This window comes from Micromonospora sp. CNZ286, assembly GCF_014207755.1.
This window is the reverse complement of the sequence record NZ_JACHIZ010000001.1, coordinates 5,243,255-5,264,280: the sequence shown is the minus strand read 5'-3', so window position 1 is coordinate 5,264,280 and position 21,026 is coordinate 5,243,255. Positions and strand designations below refer to the sequence as shown.

The following is a 21,026-nucleotide window of genomic DNA, read 5'->3' as shown; positions in this document are numbered from 1 at the left end:
AACGGGCCGCCGGGCCGGAGCGGGCGGATGAGCGGCGGGCTACCCTAACGGTGGGCTGGACCACCGGCCCGGCAGCATGTGCCCGCCGAAAACGACAAACGGGATGTTCGCGTGTTTGACACCTTGAGTGACCGCCTGTCCGGGATCTTCACCAAGCTCCGCGGCAAGGGCCGGCTCACCGACGCCGACATCGACGCCACCGCGCGCGAGATCCGGATGGCGTTGCTGGAGGCCGACGTCGCCCTGCCGGTGGTCAAGGGCTTCATCGCGAACGTCAAGGAGCGGGCGCGCGGCGCCGAGGTCTCCCAGGCGCTCAACCCGGCGCAGCAGATCGTCAAGATCGTCAACGAGGAGCTGATCAACATCCTCGGCGGCGAGGGGCGGCGGCTCCAGTTCGCCAAGCACCCGCCGACCGTGATCATGCTGGCCGGCCTCCAGGGTTCCGGCAAGACGACGCTCGCCGGCAAGCTGGCCCGCTGGCTCAAGAGCCAGGGCCACCAGCCGTTGCTCGTCGCCGCCGACCTCCAGCGTCCCAACGCCGTCGGGCAGCTCCAGGTGCTCGGTGGCCGGGCCGGCGTCGAGGTGTACGCCCCGGCGCCCGGCAACGGCGTCGGTGACCCGGTGCAGGTGGCCCGCGACTCGATCGAGCACGCCCGCCGCGCCGCCCGGGACATCGTCATCGTCGACACCGCCGGCCGCCTCGGTATCGACACCGAGATGATGCAGCAGGCCGCGAACATCCGCGACGCGGTCCAGCCCGACGAGGTCATCTTCGTCATCGACGCCATGGTCGGCCAGGACGCGGTGCGCACCGCCGAGGCGTTCCGCGACGGCGTCGGCATCACCGGCGTGGTGCTGTCCAAGCTCGACGGCGACGCCCGCGGTGGCGCCGCGCTCTCCGTCCGCGAGGTGACCGGCCAGCCGATCCTGTTCGCCTCCACCGGCGAGAAGTTGGAGGACTTCGACGTCTTCCACCCGGACCGGATGGCCAGCCGGATCCTCGGCATGGGCGACGTCCTCACTCTGATCGAGCAGGCCGAGGCGGCCTTCGACACCGATCAGAAGGAGAAGATGACCGCCAAGCTGATGGGCGGGGAGACCTTCACGCTGGAGGACTTCCTCGATCAGCTCATCGCGGTCCGGCGGATGGGCCCGATCGCCAACGTGCTGGCCATGATGCCGGGCATGGGGCAGATGAAGGACCAGCTCGCCGAGCTGGACGACAAGCACTTCGACCGGGTCACCGCGATCATCCGGTCGATGACCCCGGCCGAGCGCACCACCCCGAAGATCATCAACGGCTCCCGCCGGGCCCGTATCGCCAACGGTTCCGGCGTCACCGTCATGGACGTCAACCAGCTGCTCAACCGCTTCGCCGACGCGCAGAAGATGATGAAGCAGATGGGCGGCATGATGGGCCTGCCCGGCGGTGGCCGGCGCAAGGCGACCAAGTCGCCGAAGAACAAGCGCAAGGGCACGAAGGGCGGCGGGCGGCCGCGTACCGGCGCCGGCATGCCGGGGGGCTTCCCGGGCGGGATGCCGCAGCTCCCGCCGGGCCTGGACCCGGGTGACCTGGCCGGTGGGCAGGGCCTGCCGCCGGGCTTCAAGCTGCCGAAGATCGACTTCAACAAGCTCGGCAAGGGCGGCGACAAGGGCCCCCGCTAGCGTGTCGGTGACGGTGGGCGACGTCGCTCTCTCTTAGGGTGATGTCGCCCCCTGGAAGGAGATGTCAATGACCGCGGCCCCGATCCTGCCGGAGCGGCACGAGTGGACGGTCGACGACCTGGGCGAGCTGCCCAAGGACCTTCCGTACGAACTGATCAACGGAAGGTTGATCGTGCCGTCGCCCACCGCCCTGCACCAGGACCTGTGTGTCCGTCTCCTGCTCGCGCTTGAGGTCAACTGCCCGCCGGAGTTCCTGGTGAGCATCGACCTGTCCATGCGGGTCGACCGCCGCAACGAGCCTCGCCCGGACGTGGTGGTGATCCGGCGCAAGCACGCCGCCCGGTCGCCGGTCCCGGTCGAGGACGCGCTGCTCGCCGTCGAGGTCGTCTCGCCGACGTCGCACTTCCGCGACCTGTACGACAAGGCGAAGGTCTACGCCCGCTCCGGGGTCCGCTCCTACTGGGTGGTGGATCCGCAGCACGAGCGGATCGCACTCACCGAGTACACGCTCGACGGCGCCGCCCGCGAGTACGAGCAACTGGCACACACCGAGGACCTGTTCGTCACCGAGCGGCCCTGGAAGGTCTCGGTCGATCTGCCGGCGCTGACCGCGCGCCGTAACGACCTGCTCGCCGTCGAGGAGGACTGATCGGGTAGGACTGTGCACATGGCTCTGCACGTGCGCGGTGTGTTCCTTCCCGACGACGAGGTCCGGGACGTCTGGCTGGTCGGCGACCGGGTCACCTTCGAACCGGTGCCCGGCGCCGAGACGGTGGCCGACGGCGGCTTCGTGCTGCCCGGCCTGACCGACGCGCACTGCCACATCGGCATCGCCCGCGGCGGCAGCCCGATCACCTCCCTCGACCAGGCGCGGGAACTGGCCCGGATCGACCGGGACGCCGGTGTGCTGGCGATCCGGGACGCCGGGTCGCCGTACCCGTACCCCGAACTGGAGGACGAGCCGGACCTGCCGCGACTGGCCCGCGCGGGCCGGCACGTCGCACCGCCCAAGCGCTACCTGCGCGACATCGGCGTGGAGGTCGGCGCGGCGGAGGTCGCCGCGACGGTGGCCGCGCAGGCCGCGGCCGGCAACGGCTGGGTCAAGCTGGTCGGCGACTGGATCGACAGGGGCGTCGGCGACCTGGCGCCGGCCTGGGACGCCGACACCATGACCGCAGCGGTCGCCGCCGCGCACGCCGCCGGGGTACGCGCCGCGGTGCACACGTTCTCCGAGTCGGCCGTGGAGATCATGGTGCGGGCCGGTGTCGACTCGGTGGAGCACGGCACCGGGCTGAGCCTCGACCTGATCGACCTGATGGCCCGGCAGGGCACCGCGCTGGTCCCCACGATGATCAACATCCGGACGTTCGGCCACATCGCCGAGCAGGCCCGCCCCAAGTTCCCCGGGTACGCCGACCACATGCTCGCCCTGCGCGACCGCTTCCCCGAGGTGGTGCGCGCCGCGCACGAGGCGGGTGTGCCGATCTACGTCGGCACCGACGCGGGCGGCGGCATCGACCACGGCCTGGCGGCCGAGGAGATGCTGCTGCTGCACGAGCAGGCCGGCATGTCGGCCACGGACGTGCTCGCCGCCGCCTCCTGGCGGGCCCGGGAGTGGCTCGGCTTCCCCGGGCTCGTCGAGGGCGGCCTCGCCGACCTGGTGGTCTACCCCGAGGACCCGCGCCGCGACCTGCGTGTGGTCCGGACGCCCAGCCGGATCGTGCTGCGCGGCCGGGTCGTCCGCTGACCGGCCGACGGCGACGGGTCTAGCGGGCGGTCGCCGCCATCAGGAACAGGCGCACCGCCAGGTCGGCCAGCCGGTCGGCGGTCTCGTCGACCGGGCCCCCGGGCAGCACGATGTGGCTCACCACCAGACGTACGACGCTGTCCGCGGCGAACGCGAGGGCCGCCGGATCGGCGTCCGGCAGGCGCTCGCCGGTCCACTCCAGCAGCGCCGCCGCGGCCTCGGCGAGCACCAACTCGGACCGGGTGGTCAGGTACGGCAGAAGCTCCTCCGAGCCGCCCCGGGTACTGGTCAGCACCGCCCGGACCAGCGGGTTCTCGGCGGCCGAGGCGAGCGTGCGGTGGATCGCCGCGTACGCTGCCGCGCGGACGTCGGAGTCGTGCTCGTCGAGCGCCAACCGGACCTGGCCGACGAACCGGTCCACCTCGTGCCGGGCCAGCGCCTCGCCCAGGCCCGCCTTGGTGCCGAACTCGTTGTAGACCGTCTGCCGGCTCACCCCTGCGGCGCTGGCGACGGCACCCATCCGGACCCCGGCCCAGCCGGTCGTGACGGTCAGCGAACGGGCGGCGTCGACGATCGTCTCGCGCACCGGAGTGACGTTCCTCGGCTTAGACATGGTGATCGAAGTCTACGGGCGCTGCTCAGCGCACCTCGAGTTCGTACTCCGCCTCGGCCCCGAACCGCCCGCCGTCGTGGCCGGCGAAGGTCAGGTGGTGCGTCCCCGGCGCCGGGGTGGTGGAGAGCATGACGGCAGACGGTAGTGCGGGCGCGCCCGGCTGCGCCCACCCGTGACGGGACGCATAGGATGCGTGGTCATGGCACGCGTGCTCACTCCCCGTGCGGAGGACTTTCCCCGCTGGTACCAGGACCTGATCGCCAAGGCGAAGCTGGCCGACAACGGCCCGGTCCGGGGGACCATGGTGATCCGACCGGCCGGCTACGCCATCTGGGAGCGGATGCAGGCCGAGATGGACGCCCGGATCAAGGCGGCCGGCGCGGAGAACGCGTACTTCCCGCTGTTCATCCCCGAGAGCTACCTGAAGCGGGAGGCCGAGCACGTCGAGGGCTTCTCGCCGGAGCTGGCAGTCGTCACGCACGGTGGCGGCAAGCAGCTCGCCGAGCCGGTGGTGGTGCGCCCCACGAGCGAGACGGTCATCGGCGAGTTCATGGCCAAGTGGATCGACTCGTACCGCGACCTGCCGCTGCTGCTCAACCAGTGGGCGAACGTGGTCCGGTGGGAGCTGCGCCCGCGGATCTTCCTGCGTACCAGCGAGTTCCTCTGGCAGGAGGGGCACACCGCGCACGCCACCCGTGAGGACGCCCGCGCCTACGCGCGGCGGATCCTGCACGAGGCGTACGAGGACCTGATGGTCAACGTGCTCGGCATCCCGGTGGTGGTCGGCCTGAAGACCGCCCGGGAGCGCTTCGCCGGCGCCACCGCCACGTACACGTGCGAGGGCATGATGGGCGACGGCAAGGCACTCCAGCTGGGCACCAGCCACGAGCTGGGCCAGAACTTCGCCAAGGCGTTCGACATCAGCTACTCCTCGGCCGAGGGCGGCCGGGAGCACGCGTGGACCACCTCCTGGGGCACCTCCACCCGGATGCTCGGCGGCCTGATCATGTGCCACGGTGACGACAACGGGCTGCGGGTGCCGCCGAAGCTGGCGCCGGTCCAGGCGTACGTGATGATCGTCAAGGACGGCGAGGGCCCTGGCGGCCCTGCCGAGGCGGCACAAAAGCTCTATGACGCGCTGCGTGACGCCGGGGTGCGGGTGGCGCTCGACGACCGGACCGACACCGCGTTCGGCCGCCGCGCCGTCGACGCCGAACTGCGCGGCTACCCGGTACGCGTCGAGGTAGGCCCGCGTGACCTGGCCGCCGGCAACGCGGTGGTGGTCCGGCGTACGGACGGCTCGAAGGCCCCGACGCCGGTGGCCGACGTGGTCGGCGCGGTCCTGGCCGCGCTGGAGGACGACCAGCAGGCGCTGCACGACCAGGCGCTGGAGTTCCGCAGGTCCCGCACCGTCGAGGTGTCGACGCTGGCCGAGGCGATCGAGGCGTCCGCCACCGGCTGGGCGCGGGTGCCGTGGTCGGCGGTCGGCGTCGAGGGCGAGGCCGAGGCGAACGCTCAGGGCGTGACGGTCCGCTGCCTGGTACGCGCCGACGGCTCGGTGCCGGACTCGGAGGACGAGCCCGACCTGGTGGCGATCCTCGCCCGCGCCTACTGAGGGTGTAAGGAAGGGCCCCTTCTTAACGCATTCCGCAGAGGAGGGGCCCCTTGTTAACACGACGGCGGGGGTGAGCGTGCGGTTCGAGCCGGGGCGGCTGATCATGCACCGGAACGTGCGCAACGGCCGGATCGGCTGGGTCCGGTCGGCCCGCGTGGTCTCCGACGACGAGCGCGGCCTGGTGCTCTGGGTGGCGCGCGAGGCGCCCGTCGCGCACGAGGTGAACGCCGCCGGCCTGGGCATGCGGGCGGTGCCGTTCGCCGAGTGGGTGACGTCGTCCTACCGGCTCGCGCAAGGGCTGTGGAACGGCCCGCCGGTGCTGAAGTTCCTGCCCACCGGCGCGGCCCACTCGGTCTGGTGGTTCCGCGACGCCGCCGGCCGCTTCCAGAACTGGTACGTGAACCTGGAGGAGCCCGGCGTCCGCTGGGACGACGGCACGGTGGCCGGGGTCGACATGGTCGACCAGGATCTCGACGTCGTGGTCCACCCGGACCTGAGCTGGGAGTGGAAGGACGAGGACGAGTTCGCCGAGCGGCTGGCGTTCCCGGAGCACTACTGGGTAACCGACGAGAAGGCGGTACGCGCCGAGGGCGAGCGGGTGATCCGGATCGCCGAGGCGGGGGAGTTTCCGTTCGACGGCACCTGGTGCGACTTCACCCCACCCGCGGAATGGGACGTACCGGACGTACTTCCGCCGGGGTGGGACCGCCCGCCGGTGCGCTGAACGAGTGTCCTCGGTCACGGCCCGGCCCGCCCCGGGCGTGGTGTCCGGGTCCGGTGTGAGAGTTCCGGTCCGGATCTGGCAGAATGGTTCGCTGGTATCCGGCACGCGTCCGGCGCCCTCTAACCCGGGCGCGTCGCCAGTTCACCGAGCAGTCTCCGGCCCAAACCCCACTGTGCCGGTCGGCGCTCACCCGCCACACCGCCCGTACGGGCCGGTGAGATCGCAACAGGAGCGAAACAACTGTGGCCGTAAAGATCCGGCTCCTGCGGATGGGCAAGATCCGCAACCCGCAGTACCGCATCGTCATCGCCGACTCGCGCACCAAGCGTGACGGTCGCGCGATCGAGTTCGTCGGTGTGTACCAGCCGAAGGAAGACCCTTCGGTGATCGAGGTCAAGTCGGAGCGGGTCCAGTACTGGCTCTCGGTCGGCGCCCAGCCGAGCGAGGCCGTGCAGCGCCTGCTGGAGCTGACCGGTGACTGGCAGAAGTTCAAGGGCCTGCCCGCGCCGCCGCCGCTGAAGGTCGCCCCCGAGCGGGCCGACCGCAAGGCGGCGTACGAGGCCGAGGCGAAGGCCGCTGCCGGCGTGGCCGACACCCCGGCGAAGCCGGCCAAGAAGGCCGCCGCCAAGGCGGAGGAGCCGAAGGCCGAGGCCAAGGCCGAGGAGCAGACCGGTGCCGAGTCCGGCGAGCAGGCCTGACATGCCGCTGCGTCCCGCTCTGGAGCACCTGGTCAAGGGCATCGTCGACCACCCGGACGACGTCCGGGTGCGCATGGTCGACTCCCGTCGGGGCAAGCGCCTCGAAGTCCGCGTGCACCCCGAGGACCTCGGCACGGTGATCGGGCGGTCCGGCCGGACCGCCAAGGCGCTGCGCCAGGTGATCGGCTCCATCGGCGGGCGTGGGGTACGCGTCGACATCGTCGACTCGTACTGATGCTTCTCGTCGTCGGCCGGATCGGTAAGCCGCACGGCATCCGCGGTGAGGTCACCGTGGAGGTGCGTACCGACGAGCCCGAAGCACGGTTCGCCCCCGGTTCGGTGTTGACCACCGAGCCGGGGGTGGTCCCGTCGGAGCCCGGCGCCTGGCGGGTGCCCCCGACGCTCACCGTCGAGTCGGCCCGCTGGCATCAGGGCCGTCTGCTCGTCGCCTTCGAGGGCGTGCTGGAGCGCGACGTCGCCGAGGCGCTGCGCAACACGCTGCTCGGCGTGGACAGCGCCGACGTCGCCCCGCCGGAGGACCCGGAGGAGTTCCACGACCACCAGCTGGTCGGGCTCACAGTGGTCACCCGCGACGGCGAGCACGTGGGCGAGGTGGCCCGCATCGACCACGCGCCCGCGTCCGACATGCTGGTGCTGCGGCGCCCCGAGGGGCGTACCGCGCTGGTCCCGTTCGTCAAGGCGATCGTGCCCGAGGTGGATCTGGCCGGCGGTCGCGTCGTCGTCGACCTGCCCGGCGGCCTGCTCGACCTCTAGCTGGAGCCCACCGCATGCGCGTCGACATCGTGTCGATCTTCCCCGAGTACTTCGTCCCGCTGGATCTCTCGCTCATCGGCAAGGCCCGCGCGAACGGCACGCTGCGGCTGGCCGTACACGACCTGCGGACCTGGACCCACGACGTGCACCGCACCGTCGACGACACGCCCTACGGCGGCGGTCCGGGCATGGTCATGCGTCCGGAGCCGTGGGGTGAGGCGCTGGACGCGCTGGCGCCGGGCGAGCTGAGCCCGGACGGGCACACGCTGCCCCGGCTGCTCGTGCCGTCGCCCGCGGGCGTCCCGTTCACCCAGGCCCTGGCGCACGAGCTGGCCGCCGAGTCGCACCTGCTGTTCGCCTGCGGCCGGTACGAGGGCATCGACCAGCGCGTGCTGGACCACGCCGCGACCCGGATGCCGGTGACCGAGGTCTCCCTCGGCGACTACGTGCTGTTCGGCGGCGAGGTGGCCGTGCTGGTGATCCTGGAGGCGGTCACCCGGCTGCTGCCCGGCGTGCTCGGCAACGCCGGGTCGCTGGACGAGGAGTCGCACGCGCACGGGCTGCTGGAGGCCCCGCTCTACACCAAGCCGGCGAGCTGGCGCGGGCTGGACGTGCCCGAGGTGCTGCGCTCCGGCGACCACGCCCGGATCGACCGCTGGCGGCGCGACGAGTCGCTGCTGCGGACCGCGGCCCGGCGCCCCGACATGATCGGCGCGCTGGCCCCGGAGACGCTCGACAAGCGGGACCGGGCGACGCTGGACCGGGGCGGATTTTCCCCGCCACCGGGGCATGTGGCAAAGTAGAGGGGTTGCCGCATCCGTCCACGCCGTGGGCGGTTGCGAGGACCCTCGACCGGGGCCGGTCTCGCCGGTCACCACCCGGGGGTCAGAATCACCCATCCGCGCATCGACTGACGATGCGCCGTGAGCCTCACGAGGACGCAGCGATGAACATCCTGGACGCCCTTGACGCCCAGTCGAAGCGTACCGACCTGCCCGACTTCCGTGCCGGTGACACCGTCAAGGTGCACGCGCGGGTCGTCGAGGGCAACCGCTCCCGGGTCCAGATCTTCCAGGGCGTCGTCATCCGCCGCCAGGGTGACGGCCTGCGCGAGACCTTCTCGGTCCGCAAGGTCAGCTTCGGTGTGGGCGTGGAGCGGACCTACCCGCTCAACGGCCCGGGCATCGACCGGATCGAGGTCGTGACCCGCGGTGACGTCCGTCGCGCCAAGCTCTACTACCTGCGTGAGCTGCGCGGCAAGAAGGCCAAGATCAAGGAGCTGCGGGAGAAGCAGCCGGCGAACTGATCCACGTTCGCCACGCCGCCCGGCCTGCGCGGATGTCGTATCGACCAGACCGCATTACCCTGGTCGGTACGGGCGCAGCCGGACGGTGCGAAACGGTCCACTACCGCCCGTGGGGTCTCCGAGGGGACTCCCGGGCGGTAGTGTCGTTTCCGCGGACCGGAGAGTGGCATGGTGCAGATGGTTGACGAGGACGGCGCCGTCGATCCCTGGCGCCGGCGGGCCCGCCGCGGCCGCCGCCAGATGCCGCTCTGGCAGGAGTTGCCGCTGCTGCTGATCGTGGCGTTCTGCCTCGCGGTGCTGATCCGGACGTTCCTGCTCCAGGCGTTCTTCATCCCCTCCGGGTCGATGGAGAACACGCTGCTCGTCGGTGACCGGGTGCTCGTCAACAAGGTCGTCTACGACGTCCGCGACCCGGTCCGCGGCGAGGTGGTGGTGTTCCGGGGCACCGACCGCTGGGTCGCCCAGGAGGCGCCCGCGCCGCCGGCCGACTTCGCCGGCCGGGTCGGCCGTACGCTCGGTGACCTGGTGGGCGTCAGCCGCCCCGGCGAGAAGGACTTCATCAAGCGCGTCATCGGCGTACCTGGCGACAAGGTCTGGTGCTGCGACGACGGCCGGGTGGTGGTCAACGGGGTGCCGCTGGACGAGACGGCGTACGTCTCCGAGGACTCCCCGGTCGAGCTGCCGCCCAATCCGAAGGAGTGCCGGTCCCGGCAGTTCACCGAGGTGGTGGTGCCGCCGGGGCAGATCTTCGTGATGGGTGACCACCGGCTCGTCTCGCAGGACGCCCGATGTCAGGGGCCGGTGCCGATCGAGAACGTGGTCGGCCGCGCCTTCATGATCGTATGGCCGTCGCAGCGGTGGACCGGTCTGCCCGTACCGGAGACGTTCGCGAGCGTGCCGCGCGCGGACGCCGCGGCGGCGCCCGGGCCGGTGCCTGTGGATCCCGACCCGGTCGGCGGCGTCGTCCTGATCCTCCCGCTCGCGGCGACGCTCACCGTTCTGGCGGGTTCGGGGCGACCGCTCCGTACCCGGCGACGTAGGCTCCTCCCGTGATCGACGAGCAGACCGAGAAGCCCCGCAGCTCCTTCTGGAAGGAGCTGCCCATCCTCCTGGGCGTGGCGATCCTGGTCGCGGTGCTGGTGCGTGCCTTCGTGCTGCAGACCTTCTTCATCCCGTCGCCGTCCATGGAGAACACCCTCAAGATCGACGATCGGGTGCTTGTCAACAAGCTGGTCTACGACTTCCGCTCGCCGCACCGGGGTGAGGTGATCGTCTTCAAGGCGCCCACCGAGTGGAGCGGCAACCCCGACGGTGAGGACTTCATCAAGCGGGTCATCGGCGTCGGCGGCGATCACGTGGTCTGCTGCGACCGCACCGGCGGCCAGGAGCGGCTGATCATCAACGGCAAGCCGATCGACGAGCCGTTCATCTTCCCCGGCAACAAGCCCGCCGACCAGGACTTCGACATCACCGTGCCGAAGGGGCGCCTGTGGGTCATGGGTGACCACCGGGAGGCTTCCGGCGACTCGCTGGAGCACTGGCAGCAGTCGGGCGAGGACATCAACGTCGCCACCATCCCCGAGGGCGAGGTCGTCGGCCGGGCCTTCACCATCTTCTGGCCGGTCAGCCGTGCGACCTGGCTCAGCGTCCCCGAGCAGTTCGACGGGATCCCCAATCCCTGAGCCGGCCCGCGCCACGCTCCGGCCCGCCTGCCACGCCTCGACGGCGGGAGGGCGTGGTCGTTCGTCGCAGGCGTCTGGCAGGCTGGTGCGGTGACCGTCTACACCCCTCGTCGCGCGGCCCGGGTGCTGCTGGTCGACGCGTCCGACCGGGTGCTGCTCTTCGAGGGCAGTGATCCGGCCCGGCCGGGTCACCGCTACTGGTTCACCCCCGGCGGTGGGCTGGACCCGGGGGAGTCCCCGGCCGACGGCGCCGCCCGGGAGCTGGCCGAGGAGACCGGCCTGCGGCTGGCCCCGGCCGAACTGGGCGCGCCGGTCTGGTCGGAGACCGTCGAGTTCCCGTTCGACGGCGTCTGGTACCGCCAGGAACAGCAGTTCTACCTGGTCCGGGTGACGGGCTGGGACGTCGACACGACCGGCTTCAACGACGTCGAACGGGCGAGCGTGCACGGGCACCGCTGGTGGCCGGTCGCCGAGCTGGCCGCCACCGCCGAGCGCTACTACCCGCCGGACCTGCCCGGCCGGCTCGGCGCCGTGCTGGCGGGAGGCGGCGCATGCTGACCCCGCCGCGCACCGTGGTCCGCCGCGACGGCGGCCTCTACGCGCTGGAGCGCGCCCTGCAACGGCGTGGCTTCCGGCACGTGGCGGGCGCCGACGAGGCCGGCCGGGGCGCCTGCGCCGGGCCGCTGGTGGCCGCCGCCGCTATCCTGCCCGAGGGCCGGCGCGGCGAGATCGACGAGCTGGCCGACTCGAAGCTGCTCACCCCCGCCGCACGCGAGCGCGTCCACGACGAGGTGGTGGCGCGGGCCCTGGCGTACGCCGTGGTGGTCATCCCGGCCGAAGAGGTCGACGCCCGCGGGCTGCACGTGTGCAACCTCGCCGCGATGCGCCGGGCGCTCGCCTCGCTCACCACCCGCCCCGAGTACGTGCTGACCGACGGCTTCGGCGTCGACGGGCTGGACGTGCCGGGCCTGGCGGTCTGGAAGGGTGACCGGGTGGCCGCGTGTGTGGCGGCGGCGAGCGTGCTCGCGAAGGTCACCCGGGACCGGATCATGGTGGAACTGGACGGGCGGTTCCCCGGCTACGGCTTCGCCGAGCACAAGGGCTACATCACCGCCGAGCACAGCGCCGCCCTGCGCGCGCTCGGGCCCTGCCGGGAACACCGCTTCTCGTACGTGAACGTGGCCGCCGTCTCCGGACGGGACGGCCGGCCTCCCCGCGCCCGCCGCCCGGCGGGCGCCGACGCGGCGCGGCCCGAGCCCGCGGCCGGGCTGCCGGGTCTCGGGCCCGGAGCGTTCGCCGGCCGCCCGGACGAGCCGATGGGGCACTGCGGCGCGTCAGGGGGTACCGTCGGCGTGGCGTTGGGCGAGCAGCCGCGACCTCCGGCGTCGGTGGGGGAAGATGTGGTCATGGAAGGCGGAGTGCGATGAGCGCGGAAGATCTCGAGAAGTACGAGACCGAGATGGAGCTGCAGCTCTACCGGGAGTACCGGGACATCGTCCGCCAGTTCTCCTACGTGGTGGAGACCGAGCGCCGTTTCTACCTGGCCAACCAGGTCGACCTGCACGTGCGCAACTCCGACGGCGAGGTCTACTTCGAGGTCGAGATGCACGACGCCTGGGTGTGGGACATGTACCGTCCTGCCCGTTTCGTCAAGAATGTTCGAGTGATGACGTTCAAGGACGTCAATGTGGAAGAGCTCGAAAAGCCCGACATCTCGCTTCCCGCAGATTCCGGATTCGGGAGCTGACCACGGGCGGCTGAACGCCCTCGGATCACTCCGCCGGCACGACCACCTCGACCCGCTGCACCAGGTTGTTCGCGAACCCGCCCCGGTTCCACGGCTGCTCGACCGGCTGGGTACGCCCCGACGCGTCGGTCGCCCGGGCGCCGAGCACGTACCGCCCCGGCGTCGCCGTCCACCTGACCGACCACCGGCGCCACGCCCACTCGCCCCCGGCCGGCCCGTCCAGGACCGCCGGTGTCCACGTCTCGCCGCCGTCCACCGTCACCTCGACCGAGGTCACCGGCGCGTGGCCGGACCAGGCCCGGCCGTCCAGAGTGCACGGTCCGGGCCGCAGCACCCGGGTGCGGGACATGAAGTCCGGGAACCCGGGCGGACGCACCAGCGCACGCGGCTCGATCCGGGTCACCGGCACGCCCGGGTCGTCGGCGTCGCGCCGCAGCCGGTAGGCCACCGCGTTCTGGTAGCCGTCGAACGGCTCGGTCGTCACAGTGATGTCGCGCAGCCACTTCACGTGCGCCATGCCGTACCAGCCGGGCACGATCAGGCGCAGCGGCGCGCCGTGCTGCGGCAGCAGGGGAGCGCCGTTCATCTCGTACGCCAGCAGCACCTCCTCGCGCAGCGCGTCGGCCACCGGCAGCGCCCGCTGGTAGTCCTGCTCGACGCCGCGCTCCACCCCGTGGTCCGCGCCGGTGAACACCACGTCCACCGCGTCGTCGGACAGGCCGGCCTCGCGCAGCAGCGGCGCCAGCGGCGTACCGGTCCACTCGGCGTTGCCCACCGCCTCCACCAGCCAGGGCTGGCTCACCGGGCGGGGATGCAGCAGCGCCCGGCCGTTGCCGGCGCACTCCAGCGTCACGCGGTGGGTCACCCGGGGCCGGTCGCGCAGCGCCGCCAGGTCCAGCCGCAGTGGACGCTCGACCGCGCCGGACACGCTCAGCGCGTACGCGGCCGGGTCGACGTCCGGGATGTCGTAGTGGATGAGCAGGTAGTGCAGGCCCGCCGGGGTCACGTCGTACCGCAGCGCCTCCAGCGGGATGCCGTGGTTACGCGCGGCGAGCTGAAGCTCCTCGGCGCTGATCGCCTCGTCCGGCCCGGCCACCCGCGAGGGCCGGCTGACGTCGTCCACTGTGGTCATGCCTGCTCCGTCCGCTCCAGCACGTCGTAGCCCACGAACGTGAACATCCGCACGCCTGGCGCCAGCGGGCGGGGCGTGCCGGTGAAGCGGTGCGCGCCGACGCCCACACCGTCGGCCGGGCTGTTCACCGCGACCGGCGCGAAGCCCTCCTCGGCGAACCACTCGCAGATGACCGGCACCAGGTCCGGCTCGCGCCGGTGCCGCGTCCACAGCACCGTGGCGCCGGTGGCGCAGAGCGAGGCGCAGTGCCGCACCGTTTCCCGGATGTCGTCGTCGCTGATGTTGCCGAAGATGCCGCAGACCAGCACCAGATCCGCCGGGGCCAGATCGGCGTAGCGGTCGGTCAGCGAGGCGTCCCCGGTCACCACCTCCACGCCGGTGAGCCCGGCGTCGGCGGCGGCGCGGCGGGCCGGATCGGCGTTGCGCGGATCCAGTTCGACCAGGCGGGCGGTCACGTCGGCGCCCCGGGGATGGGCGGCCAGCACCGGGATCAGGTCGCGGCCCTGACCCGCGCAGAGACTCAGCGCGCGCAGCGGACCGGGCGGCGCCGCATCGAGGGCGTCGGAGACACGCTGCCGCACCTCGGCGAGCCGCCGGGCCAGTGCGGACTCGGGCTGGTCGTAGTCGCTGTGCCAGGCGTACCAGTCCTTCGTCACCCGGCCAGCATAGGCGTCCGGGCCGTAGCAGATCGGCCCCGATTTCGGCGCTCGTCCACAGTCGGAGCGTCGTCCACAGGGCCGGCGGGTGGGGTGCGCGGGAGGGTGCCCGGGGTGGGCAGGGTGGTCGGCGTGCGTTCCTCGATCTCTTACGCCGTGGTGTTGTTCCTCGTCGTCTGCCTGCCGGGCGCCCTCGCGCCGTCCCGGGCCGTGGTGCCGTCGCCCTCGGCCGGGCCGTCGCCGTTGTCGTCCCGGGTCGGGGTCTACTCGGTCGGGCCGTCTCCGGCTGCACCCGCGCGTGGGCCGGATGGTTCCGCATCAGCGGGTGCCCCGGCTCCTGGTGCTTCGGCGGCGGGCGGCTCGGCTGCGGGACTTCGGGGTGCGCCTGCGGGGCCGTTCCGGTGGCCGCTGCCGGGCGCGCCCCGGGTGGTGCGGCGCTTCGACCCGCCGCCGCAGCCCTGGCTGTCCGGGCACCGGGGCGTCGACCTCGCGGCCGAGCCGGGTGCGCCGGTGCTGGCGGCCGGCGCCGGGACCGTCCTGTTCGCCGGCACCGTCGCCGGCCGGCCGGTGCTCACTGTCGGCCATTCCGACGGGCTGCGCACCACATACGAACCGGTCCGCTCCCGGCTCACCGCCGGTACCCCTGTGGACGCCGGCACGCCGGTCGGCGACCTGCTCGCCGGGCATCGGGGCTGCGCCGAGGCGGCCTGCCTGCACTGGGGACTGCGACGCGACGCGGAGTACCTCGATCCGCTGGCCCTGCTCGGGCTCGGTCGCGTCCGGTTGCTGCCGCTGCACCCCGTCCCCGCCGGGTGATCGGTTGTGTTGCTCAGCCCTGGGCGAGCAGCGTGGGCAGCCGGACGGCCAGCCGGTCGTACTCGTCGGGGGTGTTGTAGACCTGGCCGCACAACCGCAGGTAGCCGCGCCCGTTCCAGCCGGCGATCGACACCTCGGCGGAGAGCCGGTCCGCGATCCGGGCCCGCAGCTCCCGGGCCGCGTCCAGCGTCGTCGCGACACCGGGCGGCAGCGGCACGAGCCGCATGGCGACCGCCGGTCCGCCGGGCTCCGGCAGCCGCTCTGGCGCCACACCGAGCGCGTCCCCGACGACCCGTTGCCCGTACGCGGCCAGCGCCGCGTTGTGCGCGCGTACCCGGTCCACGCCGAGGCTGCGCAACGTGAACAGGCCCACCGGGGCGGCCAGCCAACCGGTGTAGTCGAGCGTCGCCTGCCACTCGACACGAACCGGGAAGCCGCTGTCCTGCTCCCACGAGACGACGAGCGGCTGGATCTTCTCCCGCCACTGCGGCGCCACCACGAGCACGGCGGTGCCGCGTGGCGCGTACGCCCACTTGTGCAGGTTGCCGACCCAGAAGTCGGCGCCGACCGAGGCGACGGTGGCCGGCAGCATGCCCGGCGCGTGGGCGGCGTCCACCAGCACCGGCACGCCCTGCTCCCGGGCCACCGCGACGATCGCCGCGGTGGGGAACAGCCGGGCGGTCGGGGAGGTGAGCTGGTCCACGATCAGCAGCCTGGTACGACCGGGGCGCAGCCCGGTGCGGAGGATCTCCACCACCTCCTCGTCGGTGGCGGTCAACGGCACCGGCAGGGTGCGGTGCACCGCCCCGGTGCGGCCGCACTCCCTGGCGACCGAGAGCGCCACCGCCCCGTACCCGTGGTCGGTGGTCACGATCTCGTCGCCCGGGCGCAGCGCCAGCGACTGCAACACCACGGCCGCGCCAGTGGTGGCGTTGCCGACGAGCGTGGTGCCCTCCGGTTCGGCGCCGAGGAACGTGGCCAGGTGCCGCCGGGCGTGGGCGATCCGGTCGACCAGGCCCTGCGTGAAGAACCGCAGCGGGTTGGCCTCCATCTCGTCGCGCAGGCGCTGCTGGGCGCGTTGCACGGCGATCGGTACGGCGCCGAACGATCCGTGGTTGAGGTGACTGACGGACGGATCGAGGGAGAAGAGCAGCCGAGCCCCGGGAATCGGCTCGGGTGGCTGCGGCACCGTCATCAGTCGATCCTAGCCCGAGATGGATCATGCGCCGGCCGGATTCCGCCCGCTGACCGGTGCCACCGACGCTGCCTGCGCGCTCTCGGCGGTCAGGCGCGGGGGTGCGCCTGCCGGTACGCGGCGCGGAGCCGCTCGACCGAGACGTGCGTGTAGATCTGGGTGCTGGCGAGCGACGAGTGCCCCAGCAACTCCTGCACGGCGCGCAGGTCCGCGCCCCCTTCGAGCAGGTGCGTCGCTGCCGAGTGGCGCAGCCCGTGCGGCGTCACCCGCGGTACCCCGGCGGCACCGGCCCAGCCGGACACGATCCGTCGCGCGGTGGTCGGGTTGAGCCGTCCACCCCGCGCCCCGAGCAGAAGCGCCCGGCCCGAGCCCGGGGCCAGCAGTGCGGGCCGGCCGTCGCGCAGCCAGGCGTCAAGGGCCCGCTGGGCCGGCACCCCGTAGGGCACCGCCCGCTCCCGCCCGCCCTTGCCCAGCACGCGTACCACCCGGCGAGCCTGGTCGACATCGCTGACGTCCAGGCCGCACGCCTCGCTGATGCGTACCCCGGTGCCGTAGAGCAGTTCCAGCAGCAGCCGGTCGCGCAGCAGCACCGCGTCGGGCGGTCCGTCGCCGGCCGGTTCGCCGGATGCCGGTTCGGCGGCCGTTCCGTGGTCGCGTCCGAGCCCGGTGCCCTCGGGGTGGACCGTCGAGCGGTCGGCCCCGGGCGGGCTCCGGCGCTGCCGCGACGGGGCCTCCACCAGAGCAGCGGCCTGGTCGGCCCGCAGCACGGTGGGCAGTTCCCGCCGGGCCCGAGGGCTGGCCAGCGGCGCGGCCACGTCGTCGGCGAGCAGGCCGGTCCGGTGCGCCCAGGCGCTGAACGTCCGGGCCGCGGCGGCGCGCCGCGCCATCGTCGTCCGGGCCGCGCCCATGGTCCGCTGCTTCGCCAGCCAGCTGCGCACCACGGCGAGGTCCAGCTCCGGCAGTTCGGCGCAGCCCATCCGGACGGCGTGGTCCAGCAGCGACACCAGATCCGTGACGTAGGCCCGGACGGTGTGGACGGAGCGGTTGCGCACCCGCGACAGGTGGTCGGCGAAGTCGTCCACCGCCTCGCGCATCGAGGCGGGCAGTTCCTCGTGCGCCTCCCGGGTGCCGCGCTGCCGCTTGCTCACTGCGGCACCCGACCCAGGCGTACGGGGTCGCGGCGGGGGAGGCGGCCGGCGATCACCGCCCCAGCGTAAGGCCGGAGCGCCGCCGTGCGCCGTGCCGCCCGCCGCCACACCGCCCTCGCCGTTCAGTCGCCCGGCCGCCCCACTCCGCCCCGTTCCCCGCCGTGGAGTCGCCTGGCCGCCGTGCCGGTCCGGCCGTCGCTTCGGCCTTCGCGGTGCCGGCCCGTCGCCCGTGGGTTGTGCCGTCCGCCACGTCGGCCGGGTCCTTCCGGCGTGGGATAGGTGCCGACGCGCTGAGCGGGGTGGCAGAAGCCGGTCTGGACAGGGGAAACTCATGCTGCGGCACACTCCTGTGCGGCGACCGGCGGGCAGCGTGGCCGAGCCGGCCCCGACGGAGGGTCGATCCGGCCGCGATCAGGCGAACGCGTCCCCGTGACGGTGGCGCCGGTACGAGGAGGGCCGAGAGTGGGAGTGGACGCCGTCCTCTACCGGCAGATATCGGCGGGCAACGGTCGTCGGCGGCCCGCGTACGTCTCGATCGAGGCCGTGGCGGACCCGCAGGACGTGCTGCTCGACCTGCTCAAGCGTGTCCGCGGCGGTGGCCGGACCCCGCTGCTCGACCGTGTCGACCCGCTCGGTGAGCTGACAGTGAGCGCCGAGCGGATGCCGCAACTGCTCGCCGAGCTGCGGTGCCTCGCCGAGGTGGCCGGGGCGCCGGCCGAGGTCGACCACGTCCACCGGCTGGCCCGGCTCGTCCGCCGATGTGCGGAGCGCCTTGACGCCGAGATCCGGTTCGAGGGCGACTGACCCGCTCACGAGCGGGCGACCGGTGGTGGCGGTGCGAGCGCGTAGCCGTCGTCGCGGCGTACCACCATCGCCAGTTCCTCCAGCATGGACAGCTTGCGCATGGCGGTGCGCAGGTCCACCCCTGCGCGCGCCGCGACGCTCTCCAGGTCGAGCGTTCGGCGGCGGGGTAGCGCCTCCAGCACCTGGGTGGCCTCCTCGTCGAGCCGGTCCCGAGGACGCTCGGGGGCCCGGGCTGGCGGGGCCAGGTCGTACCCGATCCGTCCCACCTCCTCCAGCACGTGCGCGACGTTGGTGACCAGCCGCGCCTCCGGCCGCTCCCGCAGCACCTCGTGCCCGCCGACCGACATCGCTGAGGTCACCGGCCCCGGCACCACCATCGCCGGCCGGCGCAGGCCGAGCGCCCGGTTGAGCGTCTGGGTCGCGCCGCTGCGCGCGGCGGCCTCGACGAGGACAGTGCCGTTCGTCGCCGCCGCTATGACCCGGTTGCGGATGAGGAACCGCGGACGCAGCGGCTCCGCGCCCGGAATCCATTCGCTCACCAGGAGGCCGGTCTCGGCGATCCGGTCGAACAGCGCGGCGTTGCCCATCGGGTACGGGCGGTCCACGCCGCAGGCGAGCACGGCGACGGTGCGGCCGCCCGCTGTCAGCGCCCCGCGATGTGCGGCGGCGTCGATGCCGAACGCCCCACCGGACACGACTGTCCACTCCCGGTCGGCCAGGCCGTAGCCCAGCTCGGTGGCGATGTGCGCGCCGTAGGGGGTTGCCGCCCGCGCGCCGACCACCGCCACCGAGCGCGCCAGCGCCTCACCGAGCGACCACGCTCCGCGTACCCAGAAACAGAGCGGCGGATCGGTCTCCACGTCGACCCGCCGGGTGGCACCGGAGAGCGCCAGCCGGCGCAGGTCGCCGACCTGAGCCGGCCACTCGTCGTCCTCCGGGGTGACCAGGCGGGCGCCGAGCCGTTCGCCGCGGGCCAGCGCGTCGGCGGCGACCGTCCGGGCGTCACCGGCGGCGCCGCGCGCCGCGACGGCCGACCGCAGCGTCCGTTCCGGCGCCCCGCCGGACAGCAGCAGGTCGAGTGCGGCGACCGGGCCGAGCCGCTCGACCAGTGCGTACACCGACCGGGTGCCGGGCTCGGCGAGCCAGGTGAGCGCGACCCGCGCCAGCCGGCGGTCGTCGGCGCTCACGCGACCTCCCCGGTCCTGAGCTGGATGGCCTCCGCGACGTCGTCGTGGCCGGGCCGGTCCCGCCCGTCCAGGTCCGCGATGGTCCAGGCGAGACGGAGTACGCGGTCGTAGCCGCGCGCGGACAGCGATCCGGTGTCGAGCCGGCGGCGCAGATCCGTGGTGACCCGGGCCGGCAGGTGCCACGGCGGCCGGCGCAGGTACGGGCCGTGGACGTCGGCGTTCACCCGATGCCCGGTGGCCGCCCAGCGATCGGCGGCGGCGTGCCGCGCGGCGACGACCCGGGCGGCGACGGTGGCCGAGGACTCCTGCGCGGCGTCGGTGCTCAGCAGCTCCGCCGCGCGTACCGCCGTCAACCGGACCTGCACGTCCACCCGGTCGAGCAGCGGACCCGACAACCGTCCCAGGTAGCGTCGCCGGGCCAGGGGCGGGCACTCGCAGTCGACGTCGCCGGAGGGCTTCGCGCACGGACAGGGGTTGGCCGCCAGCACCAGTTGGGTGCGGGCCGGGTACTCGGTGGCACCCTGGGTACGCGCCACCCGCACCCGGCCGCTCTCCAGCGGCTGCCGCAACGCCTCCAGCGCACCCTTGCTGAACTCGGGCGCCTCGTCCAGGAACAGGACCCCACGGTGGGCGAGCGACACCGCGCCGGGCCGGGCCAGCCCGGAACCGCCTCCGACGAGCGCGGGCACCGTGGCGGTGTGGTGCGGCGCCTGGAACGGGGGACGGCGCAGCAGCCCGCCACCGGGTGGCAGCAGGCCGGCGATCGAGTGCAGCGCCGTCACCTCCAGGGCTGCCTCGTCGTCCAGTTCGGGCAGGATCGACGGCAGCCGTTCGGCGAGCATGGTCTTGCCGGCGCCGGGCGGACCGAACAGCGCGAGGTGGTGGCCCCCCGCGGCGGCGATCTCCAGGGCACGCCGCCCGAGCGGCTGCCCGGCCACGTCGACCAGGTCGGGCCCGGCCGGGCCGCAGGCCGGGACGTGGGCGGGTGGGGCGAGCAGCGGACTGCCGTCGCGGACGTGGGCGACGAGCCGGTGCAGCGTGTCGACCGCGTGCACGCGTACGCCCGGGATGACTGCCGCCTCGGCGGCGTTGCCGGCGGGTACGACGACGCGGGTGTGCCCGGCGCGGGCGGCGGCGGCGACCATCGGCAGCGTGCCGCGGACGGGGCGTACCGCGCCGTCGAGGCCGAGTTCGCCGAGCACGACTGTGGCGTCCAGGGCGACCGGTGGCAGTTCGCCCGAGCCGGCCAGGACGGCGAGCGCGATGGCGAGGTCGAACGCCGAGCCGTACTTCGGCAGGGTGGCGGGGAGCAGGTTGAGCGTGATGCGGCGGTTGGGCCACTTCTGGCCGGAGTTGACGATCGCGGCGCGGACCCGGTCGCGCGCCTCGTGCAACGCGGTGTCCGGCAGACCGGAGATGATCACCGCGGGCAGTCCGGGAGCCAGGTCGGCCTCGACCTCGACGAGATGCCCGGCGACTCCGGCCAGGCCGACGCTCAGCACCTTCGCGTACCCCAT

At 73.3% G+C, this 21,026-nt stretch carries 24 protein-coding genes; 17 read left to right on the top strand and 7 right to left on the bottom strand.

The features are described 5' to 3' along the window. Positions 1-111: 111 nt before the first annotated feature. The 3 genes from ffh to FHX31_RS23170 all read left to right on the top strand — a co-directional run bounded on the left by ffh (position 112) and on the right by FHX31_RS23170 (position 3,412). A complete protein-coding gene (ffh, locus tag FHX31_RS23180) occupies positions 112-1,665 on the top strand; it encodes a signal recognition particle protein (protein WP_013474363.1) in 1,554 nt (517 codons plus the stop codon). 67 nt (positions 1,666-1,732) lie between these two features. Then, entirely contained in the window at positions 1,733-2,314 is a 582-nt protein-coding gene (locus FHX31_RS23175; RefSeq protein ID WP_184977182.1) for a Uma2 family endonuclease, read from the top strand. Between the two features lie 18 nt (positions 2,315-2,332). Further along, positions 2,333-3,412 carry an amidohydrolase family protein gene (locus tag FHX31_RS23170; RefSeq protein WP_013284582.1) on the top strand — a complete coding sequence of 360 codons (1,080 nt, stop codon included), beginning with the start codon at positions 2,333-2,335 and terminating at the stop codon, positions 3,410-3,412. 19 nt (positions 3,413-3,431) lie between these two features. Here FHX31_RS23170 and FHX31_RS23165 read toward each other — a convergent pair whose 3' ends face one another. Further along, complete coding sequence (locus tag FHX31_RS23165; protein WP_013474366.1) at positions 3,432-4,025, bottom strand: TetR/AcrR family transcriptional regulator; 594 nt, start codon at positions 4,023-4,025, stop codon at positions 3,432-3,434. A 199-nt stretch (positions 4,026-4,224) separates the two neighbouring features. Here FHX31_RS23165 and proS point away from each other — a divergent pair, with 199 nt between their 5' ends. The 12 genes from proS (at position 4,225) to FHX31_RS23105 (ending at position 12,571) form a co-directional block, all read left to right on the top strand. Then, entirely contained in the window at positions 4,225-5,640 is a 1,416-nt protein-coding gene (proS, locus tag FHX31_RS23160) for a proline--tRNA ligase (RefSeq protein ID WP_184977181.1), read from the top strand. A gap of 76 nt (positions 5,641-5,716) precedes the next feature. Continuing rightward, positions 5,717-6,364: a ribonuclease FAU-1 family protein gene (locus tag FHX31_RS23155; RefSeq protein WP_013474368.1), complete on the top strand. Its 648-nt coding sequence runs from the start codon at positions 5,717-5,719 to the stop codon at positions 6,362-6,364. Between the two features lie 242 nt (positions 6,365-6,606). After that, a complete protein-coding gene (gene rpsP / locus FHX31_RS23150) occupies positions 6,607-7,062 on the top strand; it encodes a 30S ribosomal protein S16 (protein ID WP_013284587.1) in 456 nt (151 codons plus the stop codon). Continuing rightward, the gene (locus FHX31_RS23145; protein ID WP_026268109.1) at positions 7,037-7,297 is read left to right on the top strand and encodes an RNA-binding protein; all 261 of its coding nucleotides are present in this window, start codon (positions 7,037-7,039) and stop codon (positions 7,295-7,297) included. The genes rpsP and FHX31_RS23145 overlap by 26 nt, the downstream gene beginning before the upstream one ends. After that, the gene (gene rimM, locus FHX31_RS23140) at positions 7,297-7,836 is read left to right on the top strand and encodes a ribosome maturation factor RimM (RefSeq protein ID WP_013474369.1); all 540 of its coding nucleotides are present in this window, start codon (positions 7,297-7,299) and stop codon (positions 7,834-7,836) included. Before FHX31_RS23145 ends, rimM begins: the two co-directional genes overlap by 1 nt. Before the next feature lie 14 nt (positions 7,837-7,850). Beyond that, positions 7,851-8,639 (top strand): tRNA (guanosine(37)-N1)-methyltransferase TrmD, encoded by a 789-nt coding sequence (gene trmD, locus FHX31_RS23135; protein ID WP_184977180.1) that lies wholly within the window; start codon positions 7,851-7,853, stop codon positions 8,637-8,639. Between the two features lie 143 nt (positions 8,640-8,782). Continuing rightward, on the top strand, positions 8,783-9,142 hold the full coding sequence (gene rplS, locus FHX31_RS23130; RefSeq protein WP_013284591.1) for a 50S ribosomal protein L19: 360 nt from the start codon (positions 8,783-8,785) through the stop codon (positions 9,140-9,142). Between the two features lie 168 nt (positions 9,143-9,310). Then, positions 9,311-10,195 carry a signal peptidase I gene (lepB, locus tag FHX31_RS23125; protein ID WP_030269959.1) on the top strand — a complete coding sequence of 295 codons (885 nt, stop codon included), beginning with the start codon at positions 9,311-9,313 and terminating at the stop codon, positions 10,193-10,195. Then, on the top strand, positions 10,192-10,824 hold the full coding sequence (gene lepB, locus FHX31_RS23120; protein WP_013284593.1) for a signal peptidase I: 633 nt from the start codon (positions 10,192-10,194) through the stop codon (positions 10,822-10,824). The genes lepB (FHX31_RS23125) and lepB (FHX31_RS23120) overlap by 4 nt, the downstream gene beginning before the upstream one ends. Positions 10,825-10,914: 90 nt before the next feature. Then, positions 10,915-11,382 carry an NUDIX hydrolase gene (locus tag FHX31_RS23115; RefSeq protein WP_184977179.1) on the top strand — a complete coding sequence of 156 codons (468 nt, stop codon included), beginning with the start codon at positions 10,915-10,917 and terminating at the stop codon, positions 11,380-11,382. Continuing rightward, complete coding sequence (locus tag FHX31_RS23110) at positions 11,376-12,251, top strand: ribonuclease HII (protein WP_047894129.1); 876 nt, start codon at positions 11,376-11,378, stop codon at positions 12,249-12,251. The genes FHX31_RS23115 and FHX31_RS23110 overlap by 7 nt, the downstream gene beginning before the upstream one ends. Then, positions 12,248-12,571, top strand: a complete 324-nt coding sequence (locus FHX31_RS23105) for a DUF2469 domain-containing protein (RefSeq protein ID WP_011905215.1) — start codon at positions 12,248-12,250, stop codon at positions 12,569-12,571. The genes FHX31_RS23110 and FHX31_RS23105 overlap by 4 nt, the downstream gene beginning before the upstream one ends. A 25-nt stretch (positions 12,572-12,596) precedes the next feature. On the opposite strand, the gene FHX31_RS23100 is transcribed toward FHX31_RS23105, so the two are convergent. After that, complete coding sequence (locus FHX31_RS23100; RefSeq protein ID WP_184977178.1) at positions 12,597-13,703, bottom strand: sulfite oxidase; 1,107 nt, start codon at positions 13,701-13,703, stop codon at positions 12,597-12,599. Further along, entirely contained in the window at positions 13,700-14,359 is a 660-nt protein-coding gene (locus FHX31_RS23095; RefSeq protein WP_013284597.1) for a class I SAM-dependent methyltransferase, read from the bottom strand. The genes FHX31_RS23100 and FHX31_RS23095 overlap by 4 nt, the downstream gene beginning before the upstream one ends. Before the next feature lie 132 nt (positions 14,360-14,491). Between FHX31_RS23095 and FHX31_RS23090 the strand changes: the two genes are divergently transcribed. Beyond that, a complete protein-coding gene (locus tag FHX31_RS23090; protein ID WP_402883769.1) occupies positions 14,492-15,175 on the top strand; it encodes a M23 family metallopeptidase in 684 nt (227 codons plus the stop codon). A 13-nt stretch (positions 15,176-15,188) separates the two neighbouring features. Here the strand turns inward: FHX31_RS23090 and FHX31_RS23085 are convergent, their stop codons facing one another. Together FHX31_RS23085 and FHX31_RS23080 are read right to left on the bottom strand one after the other, a co-directional pair. Next, a complete protein-coding gene (locus tag FHX31_RS23085) occupies positions 15,189-16,370 on the bottom strand; it encodes an aminotransferase class V-fold PLP-dependent enzyme (protein ID WP_184977177.1) in 1,182 nt (393 codons plus the stop codon). Between the two features lie 89 nt (positions 16,371-16,459). Beyond that, positions 16,460-17,464, bottom strand: coding sequence for a tyrosine recombinase XerC (locus tag FHX31_RS23080; RefSeq protein WP_184977848.1), 1,005 nt, complete (start codon positions 17,462-17,464; stop codon positions 16,460-16,462). 516 nt (positions 17,465-17,980) lie between these two features. Between FHX31_RS23080 and FHX31_RS23075 the strand changes: the two genes are divergently transcribed. After that, complete coding sequence (locus tag FHX31_RS23075) at positions 17,981-18,322, top strand: hypothetical protein (RefSeq protein WP_013474376.1); 342 nt, start codon at positions 17,981-17,983, stop codon at positions 18,320-18,322. Between the two features lie 5 nt (positions 18,323-18,327). On the opposite strand, the gene FHX31_RS23070 is transcribed toward FHX31_RS23075, so the two are convergent. Both FHX31_RS23070 and FHX31_RS23065 read right to left on the bottom strand, forming a co-directional pair. Further along, a complete protein-coding gene (locus FHX31_RS23070; protein ID WP_486481722.1) occupies positions 18,328-19,596 on the bottom strand; it encodes a DNA-processing protein DprA in 1,269 nt (422 codons plus the stop codon). After that, positions 19,506-21,026, bottom strand: a complete 1,521-nt coding sequence (locus FHX31_RS23065; RefSeq protein ID WP_184977175.1) for a YifB family Mg chelatase-like AAA ATPase — start codon at positions 21,024-21,026, stop codon at positions 19,506-19,508. The genes FHX31_RS23070 and FHX31_RS23065 overlap by 91 nt, the downstream gene beginning before the upstream one ends.

Coding starts and splice junctions, on each gene's coding strand:
- FHX31_RS23170 (WP_013284582.1), top strand. CDS start 2,333: ATGGCTCTGCACGTGCGCGGTGTGTTCCTTCCCGACGACGAGGTCCGG.
- FHX31_RS23085 (WP_184977177.1), bottom strand. CDS start 16,370: ATGACGGTGCCGCAGCCACCCGAGCCGATTCCCGGGGCTCGGCTGCTC.
- FHX31_RS23105 (WP_011905215.1), top strand. CDS start 12,248: ATGAGCGCGGAAGATCTCGAGAAGTACGAGACCGAGATGGAGCTGCAG.
- rplS (WP_013284591.1), top strand. CDS start 8,783: ATGAACATCCTGGACGCCCTTGACGCCCAGTCGAAGCGTACCGACCTG.
- FHX31_RS23110 (WP_047894129.1), top strand. CDS start 11,376: ATGCTGACCCCGCCGCGCACCGTGGTCCGCCGCGACGGCGGCCTCTAC.
- FHX31_RS23100 (WP_184977178.1), bottom strand. CDS start 13,703: ATGACCACAGTGGACGACGTCAGCCGGCCCTCGCGGGTGGCCGGGCCG.
- FHX31_RS23165 (WP_013474366.1), bottom strand. CDS start 4,025: ATGTCTAAGCCGAGGAACGTCACTCCGGTGCGCGAGACGATCGTCGAC.
- lepB (WP_030269959.1), top strand. CDS start 9,311: ATGGTGCAGATGGTTGACGAGGACGGCGCCGTCGATCCCTGGCGCCGG.
- rimM (WP_013474369.1), top strand. CDS start 7,297: ATGCTTCTCGTCGTCGGCCGGATCGGTAAGCCGCACGGCATCCGCGGT.
- trmD (WP_184977180.1), top strand. CDS start 7,851: ATGCGCGTCGACATCGTGTCGATCTTCCCCGAGTACTTCGTCCCGCTG.
- FHX31_RS23080 (WP_184977848.1), bottom strand. CDS start 17,464: ATGCGCGAGGCGGTGGACGACTTCGCCGACCACCTGTCGCGGGTGCGC.
- FHX31_RS23065 (WP_184977175.1), bottom strand. CDS start 21,026: ATGGGGTACGCGAAGGTGCTGAGCGTCGGCCTGGCCGGAGTCGCCGGG.
- FHX31_RS23175 (WP_184977182.1), top strand. CDS start 1,733: ATGACCGCGGCCCCGATCCTGCCGGAGCGGCACGAGTGGACGGTCGAC.
- proS (WP_184977181.1), top strand. CDS start 4,225: ATGGCACGCGTGCTCACTCCCCGTGCGGAGGACTTTCCCCGCTGGTAC.